Source organism: Aurantiacibacter zhengii, assembly GCF_003584125.1.
GTDB classification, from domain to species: domain Bacteria; phylum Pseudomonadota; class Alphaproteobacteria; order Sphingomonadales; family Sphingomonadaceae; genus Alteraurantiacibacter; species Alteraurantiacibacter zhengii.
The window spans coordinates 91,133-104,723 of the sequence record NZ_QXFL01000005.1 but is presented as its reverse complement, the minus strand read 5'-3'; the positions used below and the strand labels follow the sequence as shown (position 1 = coordinate 104,723).

The following is a 13,591-nucleotide window of genomic DNA, read 5'->3' as shown; positions in this document are numbered from 1 at the left end:
TTCAGAACCGCAGGCGTGCGCCCAGCGAAGCATTGAGAGGGGCGCCCGGCTGGATGTTGTTGTCGCCATGCGCGCTGGGATAATAGTCCTCGTCGAACAGGTTCTCGACATTGAGCTGTAGCGAAAGACTGTCGGTCGCTTCGAAGAACACCGCTGCATCCACGCGGGTGTAACCGGGCAATTCCACGTTGTTGCTCATGCTGGCGAACTGGTCGGACTGGTGGATAACCCCCGCGCCAAGGCCGAGGCGATCCGTCAGGTCATAGCGCGCCCAGGCGGTAACCTGGTGGCTGGGCACCTGCTGCAGCACGGTGCCGATATCCGCCATGTCGGCGCTGTCGGTGATCTCGCCATCGAGGTAGGTATAGCCCAGACTCAGTGAAAGGCTGTCCAGCGGCTTGCCCACCATCGCCAGTTCGAAACCCTCGACCTGGCTCTCGCCCACTAGCGTCGTCAGGCTGGTGACAGGATCGACAGATGGCGTGTTGGAGCGGGTGAGGCGGAAAACGGCCGCGGTCAGCAGCAGTTCGGTATGCGGCGCCCACTTTACGCCCAGTTCGATGTTCTCGAACGTTTCCGGTTCGATCCCCTCGTCCTGCTGGCTGAGCACGGTGAACTGGTCGCCGGCGGACGGCAGGAAGCTTTCGGCATAGCTTGCGTAGACGGAAAGGTTATCCTGCGGCTTGATGATCGCGCCGAAGCGCGGGCTCCACCGTTCGTCCACGCGCGCTCCGTCAAAGCCGGTGCGAAGGTCCGTGCTTTCGAGGTCGAAGCGGTCGTAGCGCACCCCTGCCACCAGTTGCAGGATGCCGATGGCCAGCTGCTCCTGCGCGTAGAACGACAGGGTGGAAAGATCGCTGGTGCTGGCGCGCTGCGGCGTCAGCGTGAACGCGGGCACGGCGATGGTATCCTGCAAGGCGACGGTCACGCTGGTATCAGCGCCGTTGTTGAAACGGGCCTGGTTGCGCACGGAATCGGTATCCTGCGAGCCCGCTTCGGCACCGATCAGGATCGTGTGACCCAGCGATCCGGTGTCGAACTGCCCGACGAGGTTCACCTGGCCGATCAGGTTCTGCCGGTCGGTTCCGCTTTCGTAGCCTGCAAGGGTAACCGTGGTCGGCGTGGTGCCGCCGCCCGTTCCGACGCCGCTGGGCACGATGTTGGAATAGAACTTGTCATAGTCCGCGAACATCACGCTGGCATTCAGGCTCCACGCGCCACTGAAATCATGCTCCAGCCGGGTACGCGCCACGTGCACGGCGACATCGCTGAAGTTGTAGTCGGGATCGCCGAAGAACGTCTCGTCGAAGCCGCGCAGCGGGCCGCCGTCGACACTGGGCAGGCCGCGATCGACCACCCGCTCGTCATCGTCGTATGTGTAGTAGGCGTAAAGCCGGGTGTCGGGGCCGATGTTGGCGGTGACCGTGGGCGAGATGCCGAAGAAGCGACCTTCGTACACGTCACGGTGGTTGTCGAATTCCTCGTAAGTGCCGGTCAGGCGCAGAGCGATAGCCTCGCCCGCGGGTAGGTTGGCATCGCCGGTCAGGGCAAACGCGCCGAAGGTATCGACCTGGGCACCCATATTGTATTCGGCAGCGCCGAATTCGGCCACTTTCGACACCCGGTTGATCGCGCCGCCGCCCGCACCGCGGCCGAAGATCAGCGCATTGGCGCCTTTCAGCACTTCGACCCGTTCCACGTTGTAGAGCGGGCGATAGTACTGCGCATCGTCGCGCAGCCCGTCGATGTAGAAATCGGCGGTGGTCTCCTGGCCGCGGATAAACACCTCGTCACGGTGGCCCTCACCGGTTTCCATGCTGACCCCGGGGACGAAGCGCAGCGCGTCGTTCAGAGTGGTAACGCCCTGGTCTTCCAGCTGGTCTGCCGTGATGACGGTGACGGCCTGCGGCACGTCGATGATCGGGGTCGGCGTTTTGGTGCCGGTGCTGCCGTCCTCGTTCACATAGGTTTCGCGCTCCCCGGTCACGATGATGTTGCCGGGCAGGTAATCCCGCTGCGTATCGTCGCCCAAATTGGCATGGGCCGGTGCGGACACAGCCGTCAGGGTGGTTGCCACACTGGCAAGCAGGGCAAAGCGGGTAGCGGTGGTACGGATAATGAATTCCCTCACGAATCTTAATGCGATTGATTTGCAAGAGCAGCCTCTATTGAGAATGATTATCAGTGACAATACTAAATCTCTCGATTGCAGAATTATTTTGCCGGGTTAGGGCGTGGCTGCACCAGTTCCCGGAGAAACCCCATGAAAGCGACCATCTGGCACAACCCGAAATGCAGCAAATCGCGCAACACGCTGGCAATCCTGCACGAGCGCGATGACGTGGACGTGGAGGTGATCGAGTACCTCAAGAACCCGCCGACCAAGGCGAAGCTAGCGCAGCTCTACTTCGATGCGGGAATCTCGCCTGCAGAAGGGCTGCGTCTTTCCGGAACAGACGCCAAGGAGCGTGGCCTGCCCGATGCCGATGACGACACCGTGCTTGACGCGATGGCCGCCGACCCGAAGCTGATCGAGCGGCCCCTGGTGGAGACCGAAAAGGGCGTGCGGCTGTGTCGCCCGGTGGAACGGGTCGAGGAAATTCTCTGATCCTGGCGCCGCGAGGGCGGCAGCCGGGTCAGTCTATTCGAAAGTCTTCCCTACCGGTTCACCACCGGCTCCGGACAGCTGCCGGTGAACTGCGGCCAGCACCACCAGCATGACCGTGGTGAACGCCATGCTCATCAACCCGCTGCCGATGGCCATGGCGAACAGTCCGATCTCTTCACCAAACACGCCGAACAGCGTCAGCACCAGGCTGACCACCAGCCACAGGACCGCAGCACAGATTACCAGCAGCACGAAGAAGGCGAACAGGCGCAGGGAGTTGCCCTTGGTCAGCTTCCACGACCTGGCGAGCGCCGTTACCGGATTCATCACCTTCTCGATGGCGATGACCGGAGAAATCAGCGAGAACTTGACCCAGATATAGACCGCCACGATCAGACCGACGAAGGCCATCAGCGACGCCAGTGCAATGCTGATCAGGGCACCGATGCCTGTCAGCAGAATCGGTACGGCCACCATCAGAATCCCGAACAGGATCTGTGCCACGAGGTAGGGGATGAGGGCTTTCAGTCCGAACCCCAGCGCTTCGCCCACCGTGGGGCGGGAGCTGTCGGTTAGCAGCGCCAGCAGGCCCATGACGCCCGCCGCCTGCACCAGACCGAAGACGAGGTATATCCACCAGCTCTGGCCGAAAAAGTCGGCGAACACGCCCATCATTTCTTCGGGATCAGGCTGGTCTCCCAGTGCCTCCAGCTGCGCTGTCAGAACATCCTGCGCGGGCAGCAGCAGCGTGGCGATGACATTGGGCAGGAAGAAGAAAACCGCCGCGACGATCAGGATAACGTCGCGGTTCGCCGACAGCAGTGCCATCGCCTCGTTCCATGCACGCCCAAGGTCCAGTTTTGTCGCCATATTGTCCTCTGTTTCGCGAATGCCCTCTTGATAAGCGCCTTCGCACCCGCCACGCAATCGCCAACCATGAATGACATGCAGCTTTCCCCCGATCCGGCGATAGAATGGCGGCGCTCGCTGGGGCAGGTGCCCTATCGTGAGGCGCTGGCCGAGCAGGAGGCGCGCAACGTGGCGCTTGCCGCGGGCGAGGGGCAGGAACTGGTGTGGATGCTGGAGCACCCGCCGGTTTACACGGCAGGCACCAGCGCCGACGCGGCCGAATTGGTCGATCCCCGGTTCGACGTGGTCGATACCGGGCGGGGCGGGCGTTATACCTATCACGGCCCCGGCCAGCGGGTCACCTACGTACTGCTAGACCTCAAAAAGCGGACGAAGGACGTGCGCCAGTTCGTCCACGCGTTGGAGGGCTGGGCGATCGCCACGCTTGCCGATTTCGGGGTGGAGGCCTTTGCCGTTCCCGAACGCGTCGGCATATGGACACACGACGCCAGCGGCGCGGAAGCCAAGATCGGCGCCATCGGCGTGCGCGTGCGGCGCTGGGTGACGATGCACGGTTTCGCCGTGAACCTGTCACCCGACCTTTCCCATTTTACCGGCATCGTGCCCTGCGGTATTTCGGAATACGGTGTCACCAGCATGGCAGCGCTGGGAAAGACGGTTGCACCCGGGGACTGGGATGAGGCATTGCTGGCGCGCGCCGGGGATTTCCTCGCTGCCATCTCGCAAACGGAGCCTGCCTGACCCATGTCCATCATCCGCACCATGGCTGTTGCCGCGCCGCTGCTGCTCGCGCTTTCGGCCTGCAATGACGAACCGGAGGTCGACACCCAGGACGACGGGCGCGAGGCGTCGGGCGAAGTGCTGGAAGGCACGATCAGCGACGCAATGCTGCCGCTTGACCAGGTGCGCTCGCAGGCGCCGCTGATGGAAGAAGCCGAAGACGGGGAAAACGCGGAAAACGCCTCCGCCAGCGAAGAGACTGAATAGCGAAAATCATGAGCGGGGGCGAGCAGCCACTTGGCGCAAGGGTCTTTGCCCTTGCCGCGCTGCTGCTGGGCAACATGGCGCTTGCCTGCGGGCCGTGGCTGGTTCGGCTGGCCGATACCGGCCCTGTCAGCGCGGGCTTCTGGCGCGTTGCGCTGGCCTTGCCGTTCCTGTTCCTGATCGCTGCCGTCAGGGGAGAGCGCGTGGGCGGCATCCCGCGAAAGGCGGTATTGCTGGTGCTGGCAGGCGGCGTGTTCTTCGGCCTCGACATTGCCAGCTGGCACGTCGGCATCGGCGATACCCGGCTCGCCAACGCGGTGCTGTTTGGCAATTCGGGCAGCGTGATCCTGATGGTCTGGGGCTTCGTGATGCTGCACCGCCTGCCGAAGGGGCGCGAATGGCAGGCGATCACCGCCGCTTTCGCGGGGGCGGCCATACTGCTGGGCCGCTCGCTGGAGCTATCGGCAACCAACTTCGTGGGCGACCTGTTCTGCCTGCTGGCGGGACTGCTTTACGCCGGATACCTGCTGCTGTTGCAGGATGCCCGGCGCAGCTTCGGTAGCTGGAGCCTGCTCGCGGTATCCAGCAGCGCCAGCGTGGCGGTGCTGTTCGTCGTGGCGCAACTTTCCGGAGAACCCTTCTGGCCTACGGACTGGACGCCGGTGCTGGTGCTTGCCCTCTCCAGCCAGCTGGTGGGGCAGGGGCTGCTGGTCTATTCGCTGAAAGCCTTTCCGCCACTGGTGATCGGCATCGCCCTGCTCACCCAGCCTGCCGTTGCCGCCGTGATCGGGTGGCTGGCGTTCGACGAACTGCTGGTGCCGCTGGATCTGCTGGGCATCGTGCTGGTGGGCAGCGCGCTGGTGCTGGCGCGGGTGACGGGGCCAAAGGCTCCGCCAGAACCGCGCGCTAACGCCGCTTGAAATCCTTCATCACCGAATCGAACCTATCCTCCACTTCGCGCAGGTCCGGCCCTTGCAGCGCCAGGCGGGCCTGTTCACGCAACTGTGCGGCTTCCCCCAGCAGCAGTTCGCGGCGCTTCTCGCCCTCGATGGTGAGTGCTGCATTGCGCAGGGTGTCGAGCATGATTTTCGCCGCAATCGGGCTGGTCGCCACCGCGCTGCGGATCGCCCCGAAACCGCGCTGGACGAAGTGCTTGAAATCGTCCGTTATCGGATGCACCGGACAGTCTTCCGCATCGCCGTCGCAGATATCTTTCACGAGGCGTCGTCGCCCTAGATCAGCCGTGGCCGCTCCCAGCCAGTGCAGGGAAGTGACCGCGGTGAAGGGATCGTTGATGCCGGGCGACAGTGCGCGCAGGCCGATTTCCACCAGTTCGTCGATCAAAAACTCCGGGTCCTGCTCCGGCGTGCGGCTGGAGCCTTGCGTGAAACACTGGCGCAGTTCCGTCATGCACCCGTCGTCGCACGACCCCTTGGCGACCTCCAGGATCGAGATACCCTCGTGGACGAAGTCGCCGGTGCGCACCATCAGGGTGATCTCGCAGTCACACCGGCGGGCAAGCTTGTCGAGATCGCCGAAATCGATCAATTGGATGTAACCGGCCTTGGCCGCGCGCAGCGGGTGGCCGCGCGGGCGATGGACCGGCACGTCCTCATTGCCGTTGTCGGGATAGGTCTTCGCAACCGCGCCCAGCAGGCGCTCCCCGATATCCTTGATCACGTTGTTGATGCGGATGCTGGACGGCACGTGGTTCAGGAAGAACACCAGCACCGCTACCGATATGATCATCAGGATGAAGGCGATCAGCAGCGAGACCTGCGGCACGAACCCGGGAAGGGCGGTGGCCGCGGCATCGGCGGCTGTCGCGGCCTCCTCGTCCTCCGCCCGCACGGTGCGCAGGATCGTGAGCGCGAAGACGAATGTGCCGATGAAAGTGGCCAGCGAAAGCTGGTTGCCCTTGTCTTCCATGAAATTGGTGAGCAGGCGCGGACCGTAGGTGCCGCTGGCATAGCTGACCGCGACGATGGTGATGGAGAACACGGTGGAGGCGACCGCGATCATGCTGCCGGCGATCACCTGCAGCATTGTGGATGCACCCTCGGGCCGGGCGGGCGCGAGCCAGGTAACGTCGTTGATCCATTCGAACCAGCCGCTGCGGTCCACGGCGATGCAGATGAAGGCCAGCACCAGCGAGGTGAAGGCAAAAAGCGCGGGATAGAACCAGTAATTGGCGTTCAGCCGCCGCCACACCCAGAGGATTTCGGCTTTCATGAAAAGGGTAACGCGCGAAGCATGACGCGGTGCCCTGACGCGTCAGACCCGCCCAAGGTCACCCTTGCCGATGGTGCCGCTGGCCATCTCCAGCATCTTGTCGAGGCTGGCCTTGGCTTTCAGGCGCAGGCCTTCCTCGATCTCGATACGCGGTTCGAGGTCGCGCAGGCACAGGTACAGCTTTTCCATGGTGTTGAGCGCCATGTAGGGGCAGATGTTGCAGTTGCAGTTGCCGTCCGCTCCCGGTGCGCCGAGGAAAGTCTTCTCCGGCAGCGCCTTTTCCATCTGGTGAATGATATGCGGCTCCGTCGCCACGATTAGGGTGTCGCCGGGGAAGGTCTTGGCGAACTGCAGGATCGAACTGGTGGAGCCGACATGATCGGCATGGTCGATGATGTGCGGCGGGCATTCGGGGTGCGCGGCGATGGGCGCTTCGGGATGCTGCGCCTTCAGCTTCAGCAGTTCCCGCTCACTGAATGCCTCGTGCACGATGCAAACGCCGGGCCACAGCAGCATCTCGCGGTCGAACTTGCGGTTGAGATATCCGCCAAGGTGCCGGTCCGGGCCGAAGATGATCGGCTGATCTTCGGGGATCTGCTCCAGGATGGTCTCGGCGCTGGACGAGGTGACGATCACGTCCGACAGGGCTTTCACCTCGGTCGAGCAGTTGATGTAAGTGAGCGCGATGTGATCTGGGTGCTTGGCACGGAAGGCTGCAAACTTTTCCGGCGGGCAGGAATCCTCGAGGCTGCAACCCGCCTCCATGTCGGGCAGGACCACGATCTTCTCGGGCGAAAGGATCTTGGCGGTATCGGCCATGAACTTCACGCCGCAAAAAGCGATCACGTCGGCATCGGTCTCCGCCGCCTTCTTCGACAGCTCCAGCGAATCCCCCACGAAATCGGCCAGGTCCTGCAGTTCGGGCTTCTGGTAATAGTGCGCCAGGATCACCGCGTTGCGCTCCTTGCGCAGGCGGTCGATCTCTTCGCGCAGGTCGATACCGGCGGGGATGGAAGTCTGGTCGTTCATGCAAGTCGTCCCGTCAAATAGCGTTCGGTCGCTCTTATAATGCCAACGGGCCGGCTGGCGAGGGGGTTCCGCCTACATTGCGAAACCCGGCGGCAGGAATGCTTCCATCGGACGTTCCGCCCCCGGCGTGCCCGCGATCACCCACTCTGTTATGGCGTAGCCAAGCGGTGAATTGGCAAGCAGCATCGAGGCGAGGAAAGTGCCCGCATAGATCGCCGTGCCCCATATATATGCCGGATGCACGTGCCCGTCCCGTCGCTTGTCCGCGATCATGCCGATGACCGGCCAGATGAATGTAAGCGCCACGGTGATCGTCCATGCGTTGGGGATCATCAAGGGCAGGGGCAGCAAACGGCCAAGGCCCGGCCCCGTAAGGATAGCCATCGCCACCAGCATCAGGCGGCGGTGCCAGCCGGTGTAGCGGCGGCGCGATAGCGACCAGAGCGCCAGGCCCGCGAAACACCACAGGGTGGCCACGTTGCTGATGAGGAATTCGTTGACGTCGAAGAAGAACGGCCCGCCCGTTCGCCGCGCGACGACCACCATCACTACGCTGCCCGCAACGACCATCGCGGGCACGAGCAGGTAGGCGAGCCTGCCAAGCGAGCGGTGAAGGCCGATCGCGCCTCTTGCCATGGTCATGTGCTGGGCGAGGTAAAGCCCGATCCAGCTCATGAAGATCACGGCATGGATATGGTAGGCCGCGGGCACGGCAAAGGTGGACCGCCCCATGGCGAGGTTGAGCGAAAACCCGGCCACGATCACGAGCGACATGATCCACGCCATGACCGTGTAGAAACGCGTTGTGCCGTATCGCGCCTGAAGAGGCGGTGCCTGTGTTGCCATCGTCAATCCCCCATTGAGTCGGCGTCCTGATCCGAAATCTGGCTGCGCGGCGGTTTCCGGTCAAGGCCCCATGGGGGGCGGGCGCGTTTGCAATGCACGGGCAAAACCCTATGCTCACGCGCAACACCCCCTACGACCTGCCCGGCATGCGCATTTCAGCGCCGGGCAATGCGTTGTTTTTCAAGCAGTGAGGTTACGCGTGACACAGCAGGTTCCGACAGTTCCGGTGGACCCCGGTGAAGACGCACCGATTTCCCCGCCACTGGTGGACCTTCCAATCAACACGCACGATCGCGGCTTCTACGACGGTTTCAGCCGCGCCGTGACGATCCCTTCCAAGATCATCGTCTCGCTCATCATCATGTGGGCGATCTTCTTCCCCGTCAGCGCCAACGAAACGCTGACTGCGGCCAACAGCACGATCATCTCGACCTTTGCGGGTTGGTACGTCTATCTCGTGGCAGCCGTGATGGTCACGGCCCTGGGGTTGGCGGTGCTGCCGCAAACGGGAAACCTTCTCATCGGCAATCCGGGTGAAAAGCCTGAATTCGGCCGGTTCAGCTGGTTCGCGATGCTGTTCGGTGCCGGCATCGGCATTGGCATGCTCACCTATTCCGTGGGCGAGCCGCTGGCGCATTTCCAGAACAACCCTGACATCATCCGTGGCACGATAGAGCCGATGAGCGCCGAAGCCATCCGGCCTGCCTACATCTACACCTTCCTGCACTGGGGGCTGGCCGCCTGGGCAACCTATGGCCTGGTCGGCCTTGCCATCGGCTATGTCGCCTATCGCCGCAACCTGCCGCTGACGATCCGTTCGGCCCTAGCGCCGCTCTTCGGCGCACGGATGTCCGGCGGGGTCGGGCACGTGGTGGATATTGTCGCCGTGGTCGCCACGATCCTGGGCGTGGCGGTGACGATGGGGCTTGGTGTGGAGCAATTCGTGGCCGGGCTGGACAGGCTGGGTTTGGGAGACTGGCTGCTGAATGCCGATGGCAGTTCCACACCAACCGCGATCATCGTTTCACTGGTGGTGCTGGTGGGCGCCGCAACCCTCAGCGCGCTGTCTGGTGTGGGCAAGGGGATCAAATGGCTTTCCAACATCAACCTTGGCCTGTCGTTCGCGCTGCTGGCGCTGTTCGCCTTCGTGGGTGCCGGGCTTTACGGGCTCGAACTGCTGGGCGTGGGCATCTACGATTATATCCGCACGCTACCCTACACCGCACTGACGCTGTTTTCGGGCGGCACCGAGACCGGTGATGCGCTGGTGCAGTGGCAACTGGACTGGAGCGTGTTCTACTGGGCCTGGTGGATCGCCTTTGCACCATTCGTGGGCATGTTCATCGCGCGCATTTCGCGAGGGCGGACAGTCCGCGAATATGTGCTGGGCGTGCTGCTGGCACCCTCTGTGATGTGCTTCGTCTGGATGACACTGGTGGGCGGCACGGCAATCGACCTGGAACTCAGCGGCGTTGCCGATGGCGCCATTATCGGAACCGGTATTTCGGATCAGCTCTATGCGACGCTGGCGGTCATGCTCGATCCTGCCATGGCATGGGCCTTCTCGGCTCTCGTCGTGGTTTTGCTGATGACTTACCTCATTACCAGCGCCGACAGCGCGATCCTGATCGTGAACACCATCAACGGCGCAGGCGAGACCGAGGGCCAGCGCCGCCGCCACATCCTCTTCTGGGGTGCGGCCCTGGCGTTCATGGTCGGCTCAATGCTGATCATCGGCGGGATCGACGCGATCCGCATTACCATGATCATCGGCGCGCTGCCGTTCTCGATCGTGGTCGCGCTTATGGCTGCGTCGATCGTGAAGGCGATCGTCTTCGACATCATCCGCAAGCATTACGGCGTTCCCACTACTGCAGATGCCTGCGAGGAATGGGAAGCCAACAAATAGAACATTTGTTAAAAACGAAATAGAAATTACGAAACATATATACTCTTAGGGCATCGTTCAAATCTATAGGTGTGGATACCTATGATAAGCACGTGCGTAAGATGAGAATAAAATTCCAATGATTTGAATTACGAAATAGAACAGATTTTCTATTTGATTTATTCTTAAGCCGTTTCTTGATTGTTGTCGTTATGCAACAACTATTTTTCGTAACCCCCGAATATGCCGCACTGCGGTAGAAACTCCGGACCTTCCCCGCTATTCGTGCACCGCACGCGCGCATTTCTTTGAATGCTGCGCTGCATGCATTTCCAGATCACGCTGCGCAATCCTGCTGCGGCGTGTTCACCGAAACAAGGGGAACCCCTAATGTCCAAATATATTACTGGCGCGTCTGTCGGCGCGCTTGCCATCGCTCTTGCGGTGCCCGCGGCGGCACAGGACGCGAGCGGCGAAACCACCCAGCCCACCCGTCAGGCCCGCCAGGGCGGCGTGCAGACCATCGTGGTGACCGCCACCAAGCGCTCGGAAGACCTGCAGGACGTGCCGGTTTCCGTGCAGGCCCTGGGGCAGGAAGGGCTCGAGGAACTCAACATCGATACCTTCGAGGATTACCTCGAGCAGTTGCCCACCGTTACGGCGGGCGGCAGCGGGCCGGGCCAGTCGACGATCTATATCCGCGGCCTTGCTTCCACCACGCCCAACCTCACCACCGCCGGCGTTGCCGGGCTGGCTCCCAACGTCGCCATGTACCTGGACGAGCAGCCGCTTGCCCAGCCGGGCCGCAACCTCGATGTCTACGCAGCCGATCTCGAGCGTATCGAGGTGCTTTCGGGGCCGCAGGGCACGCTGTTCGGCGCCAGCTCGCAAGCGGGTGTCGTGCGGCTGATCACCAACAAGCCCAGCCTTGCAGGTTTCGATGCCGGGGCGAAGGCAGGCGTATCCTTCACCGATAGCGGAGACACGTCTTACAAGACCGAGCTCATGCTCAACATTCCGGTGTCGGCCAATGTCGCACTGCGCGGCGTGGCCTATCTCGATCACCAGGGCGGCTATATCGACAACGTGCAGGGCACGCGTAATCTCAGCGAAAGCGCGCGCTTCCGTCCTGCGGGCACCGTCCGGTCGAACGGGGTACCGGTCAGTGATCTGCGCGCGGGTTTCCAGTCCACCGCCGACCTGTCCGACGTGACGTTCCTCGATGCCGACAACTCGGGCCTCGTCGAAGAAAATTTCAACGACACCACCTATGCGGGTTTCCGCGTCACCGGCCTGTGGGAAGTGACCCCCGACTGGACGGTCACGGTCGCGCATTCGCGGCAGAGCCTGGAAAGTGACGGCGTGTTCTTCGCCGATCCGGAACTTGGCGGTCTCGACGACCTGGAAATCCAGCGTTTCGAGGACGACCGCCTGGAAGACGATTTCAGCAACACCAGCTGGACCGTCGAGGGGCGTCTCGCAATGCTGGATGTCGTTTACACCGGTGCCTACACCGACCGTGAAACGCAGCAGCGCATCGATTACACCGATTACCTGTTCGTCGGTCAGTACCTGCCCTATTACATCTGCGACGGTTCGGTCAGCTACCCCGGTTCGAATGATCCCAGCGGTACCTGCCAGGCCCCGAACCTCTACGTGACGTCCGACAGCGACACGACCGTGTTCACCCAGGAACTGCGCTTCAGCACGCCCCAAGACTGGCGCATCCGCGCCACCGCCGGCGGCTTCTATTCCGACCTGGAATTGAAGGAGCGCAACGACTTCAACTATCCGGGCAATATCGCTGCCGCACCGTTCGGGGGCTTCGCACCGAACTTCCCGCAGGATGGCTTCTTCACCGATCCGGGCCCGTTCCCGGCGGCGACGATCTTCCGCAACGACATCCGCCGCACGGACGAGCAGATCGGTATCTTCGGCGAAGCCAGCTTCGACATCGTGCCCGACCTGCTCACCATCACGCTGGGTGCGCGCTACTACGATATCGAGGTGGACTTCGAAGGCAGCGCCAACGGTTCGTTCTGCAACGCTGGCGCGGCAGAGGATGCCAACGCCTTCGGCACCGACCTGAACGACCTGTACGACGGGGACGGAGAATACACCTTCATCGGCAGCTGTAACGCCGACCTGCGCCAGACCTTCACGCTGGCAGACAGCCTGCAGGATATCCAGGACGCGGGTCTCTCCGCCGCGCAGGCGCAGCAGGTGTTCAACGCGGTGCGCGCACCCGATGTCGCGGCGACGGACGGGTTCATCTACAAGGGCTCCCTCCAGGTCACGCCCAGCGAAGACACGCTGATCTACGCGACCTACTCGGAAGGTTTCCGTCCCGGCCTGCTGAACCGTCCCGGCGGTGCCACCAACGGGCAGGGCTTCACGGTCCCGTTCGAACTGGAAACCGACGAGGTGCAGAACTACGAACTGGGCTGGAAGCTCGACCTGGTCGACGGCCAGGTGCGTTTCAACGGTTCGGCCTTCTATGTCGACATCAGCAACCTGCAGACGACCATCTTCGATCCCAGCATCACCAACCTGTTCTTCTCGGACAACGCGGCCAATGCAGAGATCTACGGGGTGGAAGGTGACTTCACAGTCGCGCCCTATTCGCTGCCGGGCTTCACCTTTGCCGGTGCCTTCTCGATCCTCGATACCGAGATCACAGAAGTGCTGACGCCGACCGACGACGTGGTGGCAGGAGAGCCGCTGGCCTTCGCGCCGGAGTTCCAGGGCAACGCCCGCATTCGCTACGAGTGGGACCTGTCGCGCACGCTGGAAGCCTACGTCCAGCCGCAGATCACCTATTCGGCATCGAAGTTCACCGACATCATCGAGATCAACAGGCTGAAGCTCGACCCCTACACGGTGGTCGACTTCGCCGCGGGCGTGGTTGCCGACCAGTGGCGCTTCGAGACCTACGTGGAGAACCTGTTCGACAAACGGGCGCAGATCTCGGGCAATTTCGTGAACGACCGTGCGCGGATCACCACGAACCGCCCGTTCACGGTCGGCTTCCGGGTCTCCTACGACTACTGATCCGGACTGACTGTCTGGCGTAAAGGCGGCGGGGGCGGACGACGGGTTCGCTTCCGCCGCTTTGCTTTGTTAAGGGCAGGCGC

The 13,591-nt window shown here is 62.5% G+C and carries 11 protein-coding genes; 6 read left to right on the top strand and 5 right to left on the bottom strand.

Annotated features, from left to right (window positions below; all coding sequences use genetic code 11):
- Window position 1 precedes the first annotated feature (1 nt).
- A complete protein-coding gene (locus D2V07_RS12225) occupies window positions 2-2,131 on the bottom strand; it encodes a TonB-dependent receptor (protein WP_233548386.1) in 2,130 nt (709 codons plus the stop codon).
- Between the two features lie 132 nt (window positions 2,132-2,263).
- Between D2V07_RS12225 and arsC the strand changes: the two genes are divergently transcribed.
- Window positions 2,264-2,608 (top strand): arsenate reductase (glutaredoxin), encoded by a 345-nt coding sequence (arsC, locus tag D2V07_RS12220; RefSeq protein WP_119587285.1) that lies wholly within the window; start codon window positions 2,264-2,266, stop codon window positions 2,606-2,608.
- Window positions 2,609-2,641: 33 nt separating this feature from the next.
- Here arsC and D2V07_RS12215 read toward each other — a convergent pair whose 3' ends face one another.
- Entirely contained in the window at window positions 2,642-3,478 is an 837-nt protein-coding gene (locus tag D2V07_RS12215; protein WP_119587284.1) for a hypothetical protein, read from the bottom strand.
- Window positions 3,479-3,553: 75 nt separating this feature from the next.
- On the opposite strand from D2V07_RS12215, the gene lipB reads away from it, so the two are divergent.
- From lipB to D2V07_RS12200, 3 genes are read left to right on the top strand one after another with little or no spacing between them, the layout of a single operon-like run.
- A complete protein-coding gene (gene lipB / locus D2V07_RS12210) occupies window positions 3,554-4,219 on the top strand; it encodes a lipoyl(octanoyl) transferase LipB (RefSeq protein ID WP_119587442.1) in 666 nt (221 codons plus the stop codon).
- Window positions 4,220-4,222: 3 nt separating this feature from the next.
- Complete coding sequence (locus D2V07_RS12205) at window positions 4,223-4,465, top strand: hypothetical protein (RefSeq protein ID WP_119587283.1); 243 nt, start codon at window positions 4,223-4,225, stop codon at window positions 4,463-4,465.
- 8 nt (window positions 4,466-4,473) lie between these two features.
- Window positions 4,474-5,382, top strand: coding sequence for a DMT family transporter (locus D2V07_RS12200; RefSeq protein WP_119587282.1), 909 nt, complete (start codon window positions 4,474-4,476; stop codon window positions 5,380-5,382).
- Here D2V07_RS12200 and D2V07_RS12195 read toward each other — a convergent pair.
- From D2V07_RS12195 to D2V07_RS12185, 3 genes are all read right to left on the bottom strand, one after another.
- The gene (locus tag D2V07_RS12195; protein ID WP_119587281.1) at window positions 5,369-6,694 is read right to left on the bottom strand and encodes a DUF2254 domain-containing protein; all 1,326 of its coding nucleotides are present in this window, start codon (window positions 6,692-6,694) and stop codon (window positions 5,369-5,371) included. The genes D2V07_RS12200 and D2V07_RS12195 overlap by 14 nt on opposite strands.
- A 42-nt stretch (window positions 6,695-6,736) precedes the next feature.
- Window positions 6,737-7,723, bottom strand: a complete 987-nt coding sequence (gene nadA / locus D2V07_RS12190; RefSeq protein ID WP_119587280.1) for a quinolinate synthase NadA — start codon at window positions 7,721-7,723, stop codon at window positions 6,737-6,739.
- Between the two features lie 72 nt (window positions 7,724-7,795).
- On the bottom strand, window positions 7,796-8,569 hold the full coding sequence (locus tag D2V07_RS12185; protein WP_119587279.1) for a hypothetical protein: 774 nt from the start codon (window positions 8,567-8,569) through the stop codon (window positions 7,796-7,798).
- A 199-nt stretch (window positions 8,570-8,768) separates the two neighbouring features.
- On the opposite strand from D2V07_RS12185, the gene D2V07_RS12180 reads away from it, so the two are divergent.
- Both D2V07_RS12180 and D2V07_RS12175 read left to right on the top strand, forming a co-directional pair.
- On the top strand, window positions 8,769-10,478 hold the full coding sequence (locus D2V07_RS12180; RefSeq protein ID WP_233548385.1) for a BCCT family transporter: 1,710 nt from the start codon (window positions 8,769-8,771) through the stop codon (window positions 10,476-10,478).
- Window positions 10,479-10,847: 369 nt separating this feature from the next.
- Window positions 10,848-13,508, top strand: a complete 2,661-nt coding sequence (locus D2V07_RS12175) for a TonB-dependent receptor (RefSeq protein WP_119587441.1) — start codon at window positions 10,848-10,850, stop codon at window positions 13,506-13,508.
- The last annotated feature ends 83 nt before the right edge of the window (window positions 13,509-13,591 follow it).

Coding starts and splice junctions, on each gene's coding strand:
- lipB (WP_119587442.1), top strand. CDS start 3,554: ATGCAGCTTTCCCCCGATCCGGCGATAGAATGGCGGCGCTCGCTGGGG.
- D2V07_RS12175 (WP_119587441.1), top strand. CDS start 10,848: ATGTCCAAATATATTACTGGCGCGTCTGTCGGCGCGCTTGCCATCGCT.
- D2V07_RS12200 (WP_119587282.1), top strand. CDS start 4,474: ATGAGCGGGGGCGAGCAGCCACTTGGCGCAAGGGTCTTTGCCCTTGCC.
- nadA (WP_119587280.1), bottom strand. CDS start 7,723: ATGAACGACCAGACTTCCATCCCCGCCGGTATCGACCTGCGCGAAGAG.
- D2V07_RS12205 (WP_119587283.1), top strand. CDS start 4,223: ATGTCCATCATCCGCACCATGGCTGTTGCCGCGCCGCTGCTGCTCGCG.
- D2V07_RS12195 (WP_119587281.1), bottom strand. CDS start 6,694: ATGAAAGCCGAAATCCTCTGGGTGTGGCGGCGGCTGAACGCCAATTAC.
- D2V07_RS12215 (WP_119587284.1), bottom strand. CDS start 3,478: ATGGCGACAAAACTGGACCTTGGGCGTGCATGGAACGAGGCGATGGCA.
- arsC (WP_119587285.1), top strand. CDS start 2,264: ATGAAAGCGACCATCTGGCACAACCCGAAATGCAGCAAATCGCGCAAC.
- D2V07_RS12185 (WP_119587279.1), bottom strand. CDS start 8,569: ATGGCAACACAGGCACCGCCTCTTCAGGCGCGATACGGCACAACGCGT.